The 14,314-nt window shown below is 62.1% G+C and carries 10 protein-coding genes; 2 read left to right on the forward strand and 8 right to left on the reverse strand.

Annotation, left to right across the window (positions count from 1 at the left end):
- Positions 1 to 76: 76 nt before the first annotated feature.
- Positions 77 to 3,418 (forward strand): maltose alpha-D-glucosyltransferase, encoded by a 3,342-nt coding sequence (treS, locus tag ACEN93_RS01635; RefSeq protein ID WP_495610944.1) that lies wholly within the window; start codon positions 77 to 79, stop codon positions 3,416 to 3,418.
- A 2-nt stretch (positions 3,419 to 3,420) separates the two neighbouring features.
- Positions 3,421 to 5,652: a 1,4-alpha-glucan branching protein GlgB gene (gene glgB, locus ACEN93_RS01640; RefSeq protein WP_495610945.1), complete on the forward strand. Its 2,232-nt coding sequence runs from the start codon at positions 3,421 to 3,423 to the stop codon at positions 5,650 to 5,652.
- A gap of 134 nt (positions 5,653 to 5,786) precedes the next feature.
- On the opposite strand, the gene ACEN93_RS01645 is transcribed toward glgB, so the two are convergent.
- The 8 genes from ACEN93_RS01645 to glgX form a co-directional block, all read right to left on the reverse strand.
- Positions 5,787 to 6,857, reverse strand: a complete 1,071-nt coding sequence (locus tag ACEN93_RS01645) for an autotransporter outer membrane beta-barrel domain-containing protein (RefSeq protein WP_163975075.1) — start codon at positions 6,855 to 6,857, stop codon at positions 5,787 to 5,789.
- 390 nt (positions 6,858 to 7,247) lie between these two features.
- On the reverse strand, positions 7,248 to 8,045 hold the full coding sequence (locus tag ACEN93_RS01650) for an endonuclease/exonuclease/phosphatase family protein (protein WP_495610946.1): 798 nt from the start codon (positions 8,043 to 8,045) through the stop codon (positions 7,248 to 7,250).
- A 91-nt stretch (positions 8,046 to 8,136) separates the two neighbouring features.
- Entirely contained in the window at positions 8,137 to 8,898 is a 762-nt protein-coding gene (locus ACEN93_RS01655; protein ID WP_039768126.1) for a PIG-L deacetylase family protein, read from the reverse strand.
- A gap of 183 nt (positions 8,899 to 9,081) precedes the next feature.
- Entirely contained in the window at positions 9,082 to 9,741 is a 660-nt protein-coding gene (locus ACEN93_RS01660; protein ID WP_495610947.1) for a glycosyltransferase family 2 protein, read from the reverse strand.
- Entirely contained in the window at positions 9,738 to 10,337 is a 600-nt protein-coding gene (locus ACEN93_RS01665; RefSeq protein ID WP_495610948.1) for an SAM-dependent methyltransferase, read from the reverse strand. Before ACEN93_RS01665 ends, ACEN93_RS01660 begins: the two co-directional genes overlap by 4 nt.
- Positions 10,334 to 11,092 (reverse strand): PIG-L deacetylase family protein, encoded by a 759-nt coding sequence (locus ACEN93_RS01670; RefSeq protein WP_064596297.1) that lies wholly within the window; start codon positions 11,090 to 11,092, stop codon positions 10,334 to 10,336. Before ACEN93_RS01670 ends, ACEN93_RS01665 begins: the two co-directional genes overlap by 4 nt.
- A complete protein-coding gene (locus ACEN93_RS01675; protein WP_163975077.1) occupies positions 11,089 to 12,087 on the reverse strand; it encodes an acyl-CoA dehydrogenase family protein in 999 nt (332 codons plus the stop codon). The genes ACEN93_RS01670 and ACEN93_RS01675 overlap by 4 nt, the downstream gene beginning before the upstream one ends.
- Before the next feature lies 1 nt (position 12,088).
- The gene (gene glgX, locus ACEN93_RS01680) at positions 12,089 to 14,248 is read right to left on the reverse strand and encodes a glycogen debranching protein GlgX (RefSeq protein ID WP_039768131.1); all 2,160 of its coding nucleotides are present in this window, start codon (positions 14,246 to 14,248) and stop codon (positions 12,089 to 12,091) included.
- Between the last annotated feature and the right edge of the window lie 66 nt (positions 14,249 to 14,314).

The following is a 14,314-nucleotide window of genomic DNA, read 5'->3' on the forward strand; positions in this document are numbered from 1 at the left end:
ATGGCGGCATTCCCACGCGGAGCGTGGGAACGATCAGAAGCAGCTTCGGCTTCAATGAATTCAACAGGAGTTTCACATGGCGAAGAAACCCAAGGCAGCCACCTTTATCAAGGATCCGCTCTGGTACAAGGATGCGGTCATCTATCAAGTTCACGTCAAATCCTTTTTCGACTCGAATAACGACGGGATCGGCGACTTTCCAGGCCTGATCGCCAAACTCGATTACATCGCCGATCTTGGCGTCAACACCATCTGGCTGTTGCCGTTCTACCCCTCGCCACGCCGCGACGACGGTTACGACATCGCCGAATACCGGGGCGTCCACAGCGATTACGGGACGATGGCCGACGCCAAGCGCTTCATCGCCGAAGCACACAAGCGTGGCCTGCGGGTGATCACAGAGCTGGTCATTAACCACACCTCCGATCAGCATCCGTGGTTTCAGCGGGCGCGCAAGGCCAAGCCCGGCTCGGCAGCGCGGGATTTCTATGTGTGGTCGGATGACGATCAAAAATACGACGGCACCCGGATAATTTTCCTCGACACCGAAAAGTCCAACTGGACCTGGGATCCGGTGGCGGGCCAATACTTCTGGCACCGCTTCTATTCGCACCAGCCGGATCTGAATTTCGACAACCCGCAAGTCATGAAAGCCGTGCTGTCGGTCATGCGTTACTGGCTGGACATGGGCATCGACGGCCTGCGACTGGATGCGATTCCGTACCTGATCGAGCGCGATGGCACCAACAACGAAAACCTCCCGGAAACCCACGACGTCCTCAAGCAGATCCGCGCCGAAATCGACGCCAACTACCCGGATCGCATGCTGCTGGCCGAAGCCAACCAATGGCCGGAAGACACTCAGTTGTACTTCGGCGACACCGACGCCGAAGGCGTGAATGGCGACGAATGCCACATGGCGTTCCACTTTCCGCTGATGCCGCGCATGTACATGGCGCTGGCCCAGGAAGATCGCTTCCCGATCACCGACATCCTGCGCCAGACCCCGGAGATCCCGGCCAACTGCCAATGGGCGATTTTCCTGCGCAACCACGATGAACTGACGCTGGAGATGGTCACCGACAAGGAACGGGACTACCTGTGGAATTACTACGCGGCCGACCGTCGCGCACGGATCAACCTCGGCATCCGCCGGCGTCTGGCGCCGTTGATGGAACGTGACCGCCGCCGCATCGAGCTGCTCAACAGCCTGCTGCTGTCGATGCCCGGCACGCCGACCCTGTATTACGGCGATGAGATCGGCATGGGCGACAACATCTACCTCGGCGACCGCGACGGCGTGCGTACGCCGATGCAATGGTCGATCGACCGCAACGGCGGCTTCTCTCGCGCCGACCCGGCCAGTCTGGTGTTGCCGCCGATCATGGACCCGCAATACGGCTATCAGTCGGTCAACGTCGAAACCCAGGCCGGCGATCCGCATTCGCTGCTGAACTGGACCCGACGCCTGCTGACCGTGCGCAAGCAATCCAAGGCGTTCGGTCGTGGCACCTTGAAGATGTTGTCGCCGGCCAACCGTCGCGTGCTGGCCTACACCCGCGAATACACCGGGCCGGACGGCAAGCACGAAATCATTCTGTGCGTAGCCAACGTGTCACGCAGTGCACAAGCGGTGGAACTCGACCTGTCGGCCTACGTCGGCATGGTGCCGGTGGAAATGCTCGGTGGTAACGCGTTCCCGCCCATCGGCCAGTTGAGTTTCCTGCTGACCCTGCCGCCCTACGGTTTCTACTGGTTCGGCCTGGCGGCGGAAAACCAGATGCCGAGCTGGCACGTGGAACCTGCGCAGAGCCTGCCGGACTTCACCACGCTGGTGTTGAAAAAACGCATGGAAGAACTGCTCGAAGCGCCGTCCCGGGCCACCCTCGAGCAGGCGATCCTGCCGAGCTGGCTGCAGAACCGCCGCTGGTTCGCCGGCAAGGACGCGGCCATCGAACAGGTGAAACTGGCCTACGGCGTGCGCTTCGGCGATGCGCAGCATCCGGTGTTGTTCAGCGAAATCGAAGTGCAGAGCGGCGGGCAGACCAGTCGCTATCAACTGCCGTTCGGCTTCATTGCCGAAGATCAGGTCGGGCCGGCGTTGCCGCAACAACTGGCCCTGGCCCGAGTGCGCCGGGTTCGCCAGGTCGGGTTGATTACCGATGCGTTCAGCCTTGAAGCATTTGTTCGCGCGGTGCTGCAAGGCATGCAGGGCGGTACGGTGCTGGAGTCCAGTGATGGCGAGATCCGTTTCGAGGCGACGCCGCAACTGGAAAAACTCGGCCTCGGCGCGGAATCCGAAGTGCGCTATCTGTCCGCCGAGCAATCCAACAGTTCAGTGGTGATCGGCAACAGTCTGGTACTTAAGCTGATCCGAAAAGTCGCTTCTGGCGTACACCCGGAACTGGAGATGAGCGCTTACCTGACCGCAGCCGGATTTGCCAATATCTCACCGCTGCTGGGTTCGGTGATTCGCCGCGGCGCCGATGGTGAAGACAATCTATTGATGATTGCACAGGGCTATCTGAGCAATCAGGGCGACGCCTGGGAATGGACGCAGAACAACCTCGAACGGGCGCTGCGCGATGAACTGGCCGACGCTGTTTCCGAACAGGCGCAGCACTACAACGCCCTGGGTGAACTGAAGGATTTCGCCGGCATGCTCGGCCAGCGTCTGGGGGAAATGCATCAGGTACTGGCAGCGCCGAGCGACAACAAGGACTTCGCGCCGCAAGTCAGTTCGGCCAAGGATGCGCAGACGAGCGGCAAGGATGTCGCGGCGCAGGTCGAGCATGCGCTGAAGCTGCTCAAACAGCATCAGGGCGAGCTCGATGCGGCGGATCAGAAGCTGGTCGCTCGTTTGCTCGACAACAAGAAAACCATCCTTGCCCACGTGCAGGAACTGGCCAAGCAATCCGCCGGCGGTCTGCGGATCCGCGTCCACGGCGATCTGCATTTGGGGCAGGTGCTGGTAATCAAGGGCGATGCCTATCTGATCGACTTCGAAGGTGAGCCGGCGCGGCCACTGGCCGAGCGCCGAGGCAAGCACAGTCCTTACAAGGACGTCAGCGGAGTGCTGCGCTCCTTCGACTATGCCGCGGCCATGGCGCTGAATGTGCACAACGTCGACAACAGCCCCGAGGCCGAAGCCGCGCGTCGGCGGGTCACGGAGCGTTACCTGCGTGAAGCCCGGGAAGCCTTTCTCCAGGCATATCGTCAGGCAGCAGCTAGTCTTTATCATGCCTGGCAAGATCCTGAAGGTGCCGACGCCGCACTGGCGTTGTTCGGTCTGGAGAAAGCGGCCTACGAAGTGGCCTATGAAGCCGAAAATCGCCCCACCTGGCTGCCCGTGCCGCTGCACGGTCTGTATGGGTTATTGACGGGGCTCAAACCCTTTTCCGATCTTGGTGGAGAGTAGTCATGAGTTTCTCGAACAGGGAACAGGGTCACGCTAAAGAAAGATTGCTGCCCACTGCAAAAGACATTGATGCCTTGGTGCGCGCAGAACACCACGACCCGTTTTCCATTCTTGGCCCCCACGGCGATGGCGCCGGCGGGCAGTTTATCCGGGCGTATCTGCCCGGCGCGTTGAGTGTTTCTGTCGTCGATAAAAACAGTGGCGAAGAACTCGGTCCGCTGGAGGCTACCGAAACGCCGGGGCTGTTCGTCGGGCATTTCGAGGGCGCACGGCCGTACCTGTTGCGCACCCGCTGGGCCGGTGGCGAGCAGGTCGCGGAAGATCCCTACAGCTTTGGCCAATTGCTCGGTGAAATGGACTTGTATCTGTTCGCCGAGGGCAATCACCGCGACCTCAGCAGTTGCCTCGGCGCGCAGTTGAAAACCGTCGATGGCGTCGACGGTGTACGTTTCGCCGTGTGGGCGCCGAATGCCCGGCGGGTGTCGGTGGTCGGCGACTTCAACGTCTGGGATGGCCGACGGCATCCGATGCGCCTGCGGCATCCTTCTGGCGTGTGGGAATTGTTCATTCCGCGCCTGCAGGCGGGGGAACTGTACAAGTACGAAATCCTCGGCGCTCACGGCATTCTGCCGCTCAAGGCTGACCCGATGGCACTGGCCACCAGCCTGCCACCGGACACTGCGTCAAAAGTCGCCGCACCGTTGCAGATCGACTGGCAGGATCAGGACTGGATGAGCAGCCGCCACGAGCGCCAGCAGCACAGCGCGCCGCTGTCGATCTATGAGTTGCACGCCGGATCCTGGCAGTGCGAACTCGATGATCTCGGCGAAGTGGCGCGTCAGTACACCTGGCCAGAACTGGCCGAGCGCTTGATTCCCTACGTGAAGGAGCTGGGCTTCACCCACATTGAACTGATGCCGATCATGGAGCACCCGTTCGGCGGTTCGTGGGGCTATCAGTTGCTGTCGCAGTTCGCTCCCAGTGCGCGATACGGCACGCCCGAGCAGTTCGGCGATTTCGTCAATGCCTGCCATCAGGCCGGCATCGGTGTGATTCTCGACTGGGTGCCGGCGCATTTCCCCACCGATACCCACGGTCTGGCGCAGTTCGATGGCACGGCGTTGTATGAGTACGGCAACCCGCAAGAAGGTTTTCATCAGGACTGGGACACGCTGATCTACAACCTGGGCCGCACCGAAGTGCACGGCTACATGCTGGCGTCGGCGCTGCACTGGTTGAAGCATTTCCACGTTGATGGGCTGCGGGTCGATGCGGTGGCGTCGATGCTCTATCGCGATTATTCGCGCAAGGCCGGCGAGTGGGTGCCCAATCGTCATGGCGGTCGCGAGAACCTGGAAGCCATCGACTTCCTGCGGCACTTGAACGACGTGGTGGCACTGGAAGCGCCGGGCGCGCTGGTGATCGCCGAGGAGTCCACGGCGTGGCCGGGCGTCAGCCAGAGCACCCAGCAGGGCGGTCTCGGTTTTGCCTACAAATGGAACATGGGCTGGATGCACGACTCGCTGCACTACATTCAGCAGGATCCGGTGTACCGCGCCCATCACCACAATGAGTTGAGTTTTGGTCTGGTCTACGCCTGGTCCGAGCGGTTCATCCTGCCGATTTCCCACGACGAAGTGGTGCACGGCAAGCATTCGCTGATCGACAAGATGCCCGGCGATCGCTGGCAGAAGTTCGCCAATCTGCGCGCGTACTTGAGTTTCATGTGGACCCATCCGGGCAAGAAGCTGTTGTTCATGGGTTGCGAGTTCGGCCAGTGGCGCGAGTGGAATCATGATCAGCAGCTGGACTGGTATCTGCTGCAATATTCGGAACACAAAGGCGTGCAGAAACTGGTCGGCGACCTCAACCGGCTCTACCGCGAAGAGCCGGCGCTGCACGAGCAGGACGATGCGCCGCAAGGCTTTCAGTGGTTGATCGGCGATGATGCGATCAACAGCGTTTATGCCTGGTTGCGCTGGAGCAAGGACGGCACGCCAGTGCTGGTGGTGGCCAACTTCACCCCGGTGCCGCGCCAGTCGTACCGGGTCGGCGTGCCGTTTGCCGGACGCTGGAAGGAATTGCTCAACAGTGATGCCGACACCTACGCCGGTTCCAACTATGGCAATGGTGGCGGGGCGTTCACCGAAGAGGTGGCCAGTCACGGCCAGGCGTTGTCGCTGGAGCTGAATTTGCCGCCGCTGGCGGTGTTGATCCTCAAACCTGAGGGCTGACCTCACGCGAGATCGTTCCCACGCTCTGCGTGGGAATGCAGCCCGGGACGCTCCGCGTCCCTTCCAGAGCTGGAACGCGGAGCGTCCCTTGAGGCATTCCCACGCAGAGCGTGGGAACGATCATGCAGAAGAAGTTACCAGCGCATCCGGATTCCCAGGCTGCCAATCAACCCGTTCAAGTCGTTGTCGTCCACGTCGCTGCTGTAATCGGCGCTGACGTACAGGCTCACCGTCGGTGTCATTCTCGCCACCAGCCCCAGGCCGACTTCCACCGTCGAGGACTTGCGGCTGCTGCTGATCTTGTCCACCTGATCCAGCGTCACCGTGTTGCCGGTATACACCGTGTGCCACAAGTTCGTGCGCACGTAGGGCTCGACGGGCAAACCGTTCAGGTCATAGCTACCTTTCAAACGCGCACCGACCCGACCGCTCCACGATGAAATGTCGCTGGAAGACGCATTGCCCGAGCCCGCATAGGGCGTGTCGAGGGTGATGCGCTGGTTGATCAATTGCGCCTGCGGTTCAACCACCCAGTTTTCACCCAGACCGATCGGGAATCCGCCTTCCACCGACAGCGTCATCGCGCTGCCTTCGGTGGCCAGGCGTGCGCCTTGCTCGTTACGGCTGAAACCGCTGACCCGGCCGCCACTGGCCGACAGATCGACGTGCCAGCCTTGTGGGCCAATCAGGCTGTAGTAAGCGCCCAGGCTCTGGCCTTGCAGGTTGAGGGTGTCGGTGGTCGGGTCGGCGAGGGCGCGGCTGGTGATCAGGCCGTTGCCATTGCCCCTGATCTGATTCACACCGCCGATCAGGCCGACTTGCTGGGTGTGGCCGCTGCTGCTTTTCAAGGTCAGCACGGCGGGTCCCTTGAAGTCACCGGGGCCGGGTATGGCGAAGCCCGGGCTGAGGACGTCGGTTTGCGCCTGACGGGACGTCGGACCGTAAAGCTGCTCCCAGGCCGAGGGGGCGAGGTCTTCGGTAATCAGCTTTGTACCGCGCAGGTCCGGCTGTGGGCTGAGCCGTTGCGGGCCCGGAGTCACGACCGTGGCGGGGAGGGTCATGACGGGAATGTCCTGGCGATACCAGGGCGTCGCCTCGTCCGCCACAGGACCCGCCTGCGCCTCCATGGACGAGCACAGCAAGATAGAACTTGAAACAGTGCAGAACGTGACTTTGATCTCTTGTGAGGTGAGTGAGGTTTTCATGGAGTTCTACCTTGCTAGCGCATGTGGTATCTCGCCTTGGCGTCTCTCCTACCCCGAACGAGGGGCGACCGAATGGAGCGTGGCGAACCCGTGGCCGCCCGTTTTGACGAGTAACCTGGGGTTCGCCCCGAGTAGTATTTCCGGGGGTAGTAAGGTAGAGCTAAGAAGACCCCAGCCCTTGCGTCAAGAAATTGGACGATGAGCGGTCGGGTCAAAACGGGTGATGCAAGTTTTTGTTTTTCCGCACTTATCTAAGTTCTTGTTTGTAGAGCTAAACGCTGTGGAAACCGTGAGGCAGAGATCTTTCGCAACCGACAGTCGGTCTGCGAAACCGGGCCTGGCGACCAATTTCGCATCGTTGCGTATGTAAGGACAGCTGTCAGTATCGCGCTATAAATGCACTTCAACCGCCAGCGGCAAATGATCCGAAAGATGCGTCCACGGTTTGTTGCCGAGGATCTGCGGGTCGTGGCTGCTGGCATTGCGCAGGTAGACTCGATCCAGTCGCAGCAGCGGGAACCGCGCGGGATAGGTCTTGGCCGGGCGGCCGTGATGGCGTTCGAAGGCTTCGTGCAGGTAGTCGCGGCGGGCGAGGGCGACGTTGCCCTGCAACTGCCAGTCATTGAAGTCACCGGCGATGATCACCGGCGCGTCGTCGGGCAGGGATTCGAGCAACTGACAAAGCAACTGCAACTGCAATTGCCGATGGCTTTCGAGCAGGCTCAGGTGTACGCAGATGGCATGCACTTCGGCATGCCCCGGCACATCCAGTACGCAGTGCAACAGCCCGCGCCGTTCCGGGCCGGTGATCGAGACGTCGAGGTTGCGATATTCGCGGATCGGGTATTTCGACAACAGGGCGTTGCCGTGATGGCCATCGGGATAGACCGCATTGCGGCCGTAGGCAAAGTCACTCCACATGCTGTCGGCGAGGAATTCGTACTGCGAGGTCTGCGGCCATTCGTGGTAGCGGCTGGAATGCCGCTCGTGTTCGCCCACCACTTCCTGCAGAAACACCAGATCGGCTGAGGTGCTGCGCACCGCTTCACGCAGTTCCGGAAGGATGAAACGTCGATTGAGCGCGGTGAAACCCTTGTGCGTGTTGACCGTCAGCACCCGCAAGCGATGGATAGAGGACGGGGTGGAAATCTGCGCGTCGACGACATGACGCTCGGGATCGCTGGACACGTTCACTCCTCTGAATCATGACTGCCTGTTCATGCGACTGATCCGGGCGCGGGCAGTTCACTTTGACTGGCTGCCCGCGCCCGATGGACAGTCAATCGACGAAGACGATCTCGTAGGGCAGGCGCATACGCTCCAGAATTGACTTGGGCAGCAGCGGCGCGATACCGATCGCCGGTTCGCCATTGAGCTGGCTGGCGTAGGCGTGGGTGGCGTGGCTCTTGCGCGCAACGGTCCAGGTGTCGAGGCGCAGCTTGCGTGCGCGATGCCACGGAATCTGTCCCTGATCGCGTTCCGGCCAGTGCCAGGCCCAGACCGGGACATCATGGTAGGTTGCGCCGGCCAGTTGTGCAGCCTTCGCACTGGCCCGACCGACCACTTCATGATCAGCGGTGCCATCTTCGCACCAGGTGCTGAAGACCACATCACCGGGGCGCAGGTAGCGGGCGATGAATTCGGTCAATTGAGATTCCTGATCGTGCAGGGCGTTGTCAGTGAAACCACCGCGCACCCATTTCAGGCTGTGCATCGGCAAACCGAGGCGGCGCAGGGCTTCGACGCTTTCCTGCGGACGGAACACGCTCAGGCGTTTTTCCGACCACTGGCGCGAGCCCGGATGACTGGCGCTGCCATCGGTGATCGACAGCAGTTGCAAGGGATGACCGAGGCTGGAAAGCAGTTGCAGCAAACCGCCGCAGGTCACCACTTCATCACCGGGGTGCGGGGCGATGACCACGGCACGGGCGCCGGGTGGCACCAAGGTGTGGGTATTGATGACGGGAATGTTGTCGAGCTGCGGGGCGCTGTTCCAGATCTGCGCCGGCAGGCCGTTTTCGCTGAGGGATAACGGTTTCATGAGTGATACGTCCTTGTTGTGTCACGCCCTCAGTCGTCCGCGCCGTGATGCTGCCAGGCGTGTACGACCCGTGAAGGCTGGTGGATAGCCCTGCAGCGCTCCGAACCCTGGATTGCTGCGCAGCAGAGTATTGCTCAAGACGGGCGGTTCGTCGCGTCACAGATCAATCTGATCCGCTTTTTTTTATTCAGTCTGTGCCAACTGTCGCAGATAGTCGCCAAAACCGCCGCGTGCGCGACTGTCCAGACGGGCGCTGGTAATGACCTGTGGCCGATGACTCCAGGCGATGCTGGCCCCGCAAAGCTCCAGTTGGCGCACCAGCCGCACATCTTCGTCACAGGTCAATGGTTCGAAGCCTCCGGCACGCACGTAAGCTTGTGCGCTGATGCCCAGATTGGCGCCATGGATGTGCCGGTGTCCTTCGCAGGCCTGGTAATGACCGTGATAGCGAATCTGCGCTGCTTCATCGAACCCGTCATGCCAACGCTCGACCGTGACCGTGCCGCACACGGCATCGGTGCCCAATCCCAGTTGTTCCACGAGCCAGTCTTCGGCGACGCGGCTGTCGGCGTCGGTGCAGGAAATCCAGCGAGCACCCCGATCAAGCAGCTGTTGCGCACCGATGGCCCGGGCCTGGCCGACATTGCGTGCCTCGATGCTCAGCGCCCGCACAGGGTACTGGCTGACGATCTGCGCCGAACGGTCGGTGCAACTGTCGAGCACTACCAGGATCTCCACCGGTTCACCTGCCAGCATCGGATGCCCGGCGGCGCGCAGGGCGGCCTGCAGGCATTCATCGACCCACTCTTCTTCGTTGTGTGCCGGGATCAGGATGCCAATCATCGCAACCCCTCCAGCGCGGCCACCGAACGCGGTTCGCGGCTCCAGACTTCCAGCAGGAAATCTGCCTCCTGATGCAGGACCAGTCGTGGCATGTGCAGCTGTTCGTGAATCAGGTCATGGACCTGGCGAGCATTGAGCGGGCAGCCATCGATGGGCGGGCGCCAGTGACAGGCCAGCAATTGACCGTCTGCCGTCAACGAATCGCTGATGCGACGGATGACCTCTGTCAGATCCTGTCGATCAAGGTAGTAGCCGATTTCGCTGAATACGATCAGGTCGAATTTTTCCTCAGGCCAGTCGCCCGGCAAGCGACCTTGACGCACCTCGGCGTGGTCGAACAGGCTCAGCCGGGTACGCGCCAGATTGGCTGCGGCGGCGCTGGTGTCGCAGCACAACAGCCGATCGCAGCGCTCGGCCAGCGCGGCACTCAGTTCGCCGTTGGCACAACCGGGCTCGAAGATCGCCTTGTAATGCGGGCGGGGCAGGGCCGCAAGGGTGACAAGGCGTTTGCGCTGCTCGTACCAGCGCTGGCGAAATCCCCAGGGGTCGTTATTGCCGGCGAACAGGCCTTCGAAGTAGCGATCCTCGACACTCATAGAAAGACCACCTCGAACGGTTGCAGCAAACGGTCGATGACATAGGGCGCGAGCACCGGTGCCAGGCCTGCGTCGGGATCGCCTTCCAGCTGACTTGCGAACGCATGCACTGCGTGACGCTTGCGCGCGACCTGCGCCGGGTTCAGCAGAATCTTGCGCGCCCGCTCCCAGGGCACGATGGCGTCTTCCGGCGTCGCCCAGTGCCAGGTCCAGACCGGCAGCTCGTGGCAAATCGCACCCACGCGGTACGCTGCTTCGACGCTGGCGCGGCCGACGGCCTCATGGTCGCTGTGGCCGTCTTCGCGCCAGGTGGTGAAGATCACGTCGTCGGGTTGCAGGTAGCGGGTCAAGTAGTCACACAGCATCGACTCGCGCGCGGCGACCTGAGTGTCGGGGAATCCGCCGCGCAGCCATTGCACCTGATGCATGGGCAGGCCAAGGCGACGCAGGGCCTCGGCGGACTCCTGCGGGCGCACCACGCTCAGGCGCTCCACCGGCCAGCGCTCCGAGCCAGGGTGACTGGCGCTGCCATCGGTGACCGAAATCAGTTGCAGGGTGCGGCCCGCCGCTGCGAGCTGTTGCAACAGCCCGCCGCAACCGAGCACTTCATCATCCGGGTGCGGTGCGATCACCACGGCCCGGGATCCCGGCGGAACCAGGTCGAGAATGTCGATGCTCTCCACCGCTGCCAGATGACGCGAGCCCTGCCACTCATGCAAAGAGGTTCCTTCACCGATGATCGGATTGCGCTTCATAGGGCCCAACCCTCGCGCGGTTGCTGCGCAGCCAGTTGGCCCAGTACTGCCAGATCCCGTTCGGCATGGCTCTGGCGCAGATACACCGGCAGGTCGGCCGTCAGGCGGGCAAAGTGTGGATCCTTGCAGAACGGCCCGGCGCCAAGTGCCCGGCCAGTCTCGCGCATGACCTGTTCAGCGGCGTCCTCGACCACGGCACGTACACGCCGGGCCAACAACTCGGCGTCGGCTCCGGGATTGCTGTCGATGTCCAGGGCACTGACACGCAGCACCTGTGCGGCGCCGTGCAGCGCGTTGTCGACGGCGCCGAGACTGGCCAGTGCGTGCGGTTCTTCACGCCGCGCACAGTGCTGGCGCAAGCGTTCGCCGATCGCCCTCGCGGCGCCGTACCAGCACGCGGCGATCCCGATCCCGCCATGCCAGAAACCCGGACGTTGCAGGTAGTCGCCAGGATCGCCGATCGCCTGGGCCTCGACCTCATCGAACAGCACCTCGACGCTGCCGGTGGCGGCCATGCCGACCGCTTGCCAGCCTTGATCGGTGACGGTCACGCCCGGTTGGTCGAGGGCCACGGCTACCAATTGCTGACGATCGTCCTCATCCCACGCCGTCAGCAGGGCATGACTGAGCACCGCCGCCCCGGAGCACCAGGCCTTGCGTCCATTCAACCGCACCATTTGCCCGGAACGGCTGACCCGAACCCGCGCCTGCGGTGGTTCGGCTGCCCACATGCCCCACGTGCTGCCGGGCGTCGGCGAGCCACCGAGTTGTTCGATGATTGCCAACGCATCGGTATGGCCTTCGTAGAGTTTGCACAGCCCCAGATCGTGCCCACCGACCTCGGACAGCCGTTGCCAGCGCTCCAGCGTACGACCGCTGCCGGGTAACGGCAGGCGATCGAGGCCGGCCTCGACCAGTTGCCGCAGACACAGGCCGAGGGCGGCAGTGTCACGGTAGTCCGGCGCGTGCCGTGAGAGATAGACGGGCAAGTCCATGTCAGTCCTCTTCTTCGCGTTGCAGTTCAAACAGCAGCAGCGAGCGTCCGGTGACCGAGTACTCGTGACCGAACTCAAAACGCTCCTGGCCACGGATCGATGGCTGGTTGGTATCGATCATGCACGTCCAGAAACTGCCTTCAGGCACTTCCGGCAAGGTGAAGTTGACGATGTCGTGATGGGCGTTGACCACCAGCAGCAACGTGGCGTCGCCACCCTTGCGGCGGATCCCGGTTTCCTGGGCGCGACCGTCAAGCAACATGCCCATGCAGCGATTCTGCGCGTCATGCCAGTGTTCAGTGGTCATTTCCGTGGCGTCCGGCGCAAGCCAGGTCACGTCCTTGACGCCGATGTCCTCGTTGTATTCGCCGACCAGGAACCGCCCGCGGCGCAGGATCGGATACGCCAGGCGCAACTTGATCAGGCGTTTGACGAATTTAAGCAGCGCCTTGCCGTCCTCGCTCAGGTCCCAGTTGACCCAGCCGATCTCGCTGTCCTGGCAGTAGGCATTGTTGTTGCCATCCTGGGTACGAGCGAATTCGTCACCGGCCACCAGCATCGGCGTGCCTTGGGACAGCAGCAGGGTTGCGAAGAAATTGCGCATCTGCCGGTGGCGCAGTGCATTGATTTCCGGATCGTCGGTAGGGCCTTCGACGCCGTGGTTCCAGGACAGGTTGTTGTTGCTGCCGTCCTGATTGTTTTCGTCGTTGGCCTCGTTGTGCTTGTCGTTGTACGACACCAGATCATTGAGGGTGAAGCCGTCGTGGGCGGTGACGAAATTCACCGACGAATAAGGCCGGCGACCGCGCTGGTTGAACATTTCCCCGGAGGCGGTCATGCGGCTGGCGAAGTCGGCGAGTTGGCCGTCGTCGCCTTTCCAGAAGGCACGCACGGTGTCGCGGAACTTGTCGTTCCACTCGACCCAGCCCGGCGGGAAATTGCCGACCTGATAACCGCCGGGGCCACAGTCCCAGGGCTCGGCGATCATTTTCACCTGACGCAGCACCGGATCCTGGCGGCAGGCCACGAGGAAACTGTGACGTTCATCAAAGCCGTCGTGATAGCGACCGAGGATGGTCGCCAGATCGAAACGGAAGCCGTCGACGTGCATTTCACTGGCCCAGTAGCGCAGCGAGTCGGTGACCATTTGCAGCACGCACGGATGGCTCAGATCCAGGGTGTTGCCGGTGCCGGAATCGTTGATGTAGAAGCGCTTGTCGTCCGGCATCAAACGGTAGTACGAGGCGTTGTCGATCCCGCGCATCGACAGGGTCGGGCCTTGCTCGTTGCCTTCGGCGGTGTGGTTGTAGACCACGTCGAGAATCACTTCGAGATTGGCGTCGTGCAGGTGCGCGACCATTTCCTTGAACTCGGCAATCTTGCCGCTGGCCAGATAGCGCGGATCCGGGGCGAAGAACGCGATGCTGTTGTAGCCCCAGTAATTGGTCATGCCCTTGTGCAGCAAGTGCTGGTCATTGACGAAGGCATGGATCGGCAACAGTTCGACGGTCGACACCCCGAGTTTGCGGATGTGCTCCAGCACATCGTCGACCATCAACCCGGCAAACGTGCCGCGCACATTCTCCGGCACCGAAGGGTGGCGCATGCTGATGCCGCGCACGTGGGTCTCGTAAATGATGGTCTTGTCCCACGGCACGCTGACGCGCTGGTCGTGGCCCCAGGTGTGGGCCGGGTCGATGACCTTGCACTTGGGGACGAAGGGCGCGCTGTCGCGTTCGTCGAAACTGAGGTCGGCGTCCGGGTGGCCGATGGTGTAGCCGAACAGCGCTTCGGACCATTTCAACTCGCCCACCAATTGCTTGGCATAGGGGTCGATCAGCAACTTGTTGTGGTTGAAGCGGTGGCCGTTGGCCGGGTCATAGGGTCCGTAGACCCGGTAGCCGTAAATCAGTCCCGGATGCGCATCGGGCAGATAGCCGTGGTAGATCTCGTCGGTGTATTCCGGCAGCTCGATGCGTTCGAGCTCAACTTCGCCGGCATCGTCGAAAATGCACAGCTCGACCCGGGTGGCGTTGGCGGAAAACAGCGCAAAATTCACCCCCAGACCATCCCAGGTCGCGCCGAGCGGGAAGGGCAGGCCTTCACGGATGCGCGAGGGTTCGGCGTGCGCGGCGGGCTCGGCTTTCTTTGGACGGGTCATAGGTGCTCCTGCAAAAAATCGGGGGGTAGGTGTTTTTCGAGGACGAGTAAGCCCTCGGTGGCGAGC

It is taken from the genome of Pseudomonas sp. Pseusp21 (assembly GCF_059492145.1).

Bases quoted from the DNA above. Each gene is read 5' to 3' on its own strand.
- ACEN93_RS01670 (WP_064596297.1), bottom strand. From the start codon at position 11,092: ATGAAGCGCAATCCGATCATCGGTGAAGGAACCTCTTTGCATGAGTGG.
- treS (WP_495610944.1), top strand. From the start codon at position 77: ATGGCGAAGAAACCCAAGGCAGCCACCTTTATCAAGGATCCGCTCTGG.
- ACEN93_RS01675 (WP_163975077.1), bottom strand. From the start codon at position 12,087: ATGGACTTGCCCGTCTATCTCTCACGGCACGCGCCGGACTACCGTGAC.
- glgX (WP_039768131.1), bottom strand. From the start codon at position 14,248: ATGACCCGTCCAAAGAAAGCCGAGCCCGCCGCGCACGCCGAACCCTCG.
- glgB (WP_495610945.1), top strand. From the start codon at position 3,421: ATGAGTTTCTCGAACAGGGAACAGGGTCACGCTAAAGAAAGATTGCTG.
- ACEN93_RS01660 (WP_495610947.1), bottom strand. From the start codon at position 9,741: ATGATTGGCATCCTGATCCCGGCACACAACGAAGAAGAGTGGGTCGAT.
- ACEN93_RS01645 (WP_163975075.1), bottom strand. From the start codon at position 6,857: ATGAAAACCTCACTCACCTCACAAGAGATCAAAGTCACGTTCTGCACT.
- ACEN93_RS01665 (WP_495610948.1), bottom strand. From the start codon at position 10,337: ATGAGTGTCGAGGATCGCTACTTCGAAGGCCTGTTCGCCGGCAATAAC.
- ACEN93_RS01655 (WP_039768126.1), bottom strand. From the start codon at position 8,898: ATGAAACCGTTATCCCTCAGCGAAAACGGCCTGCCGGCGCAGATCTGG.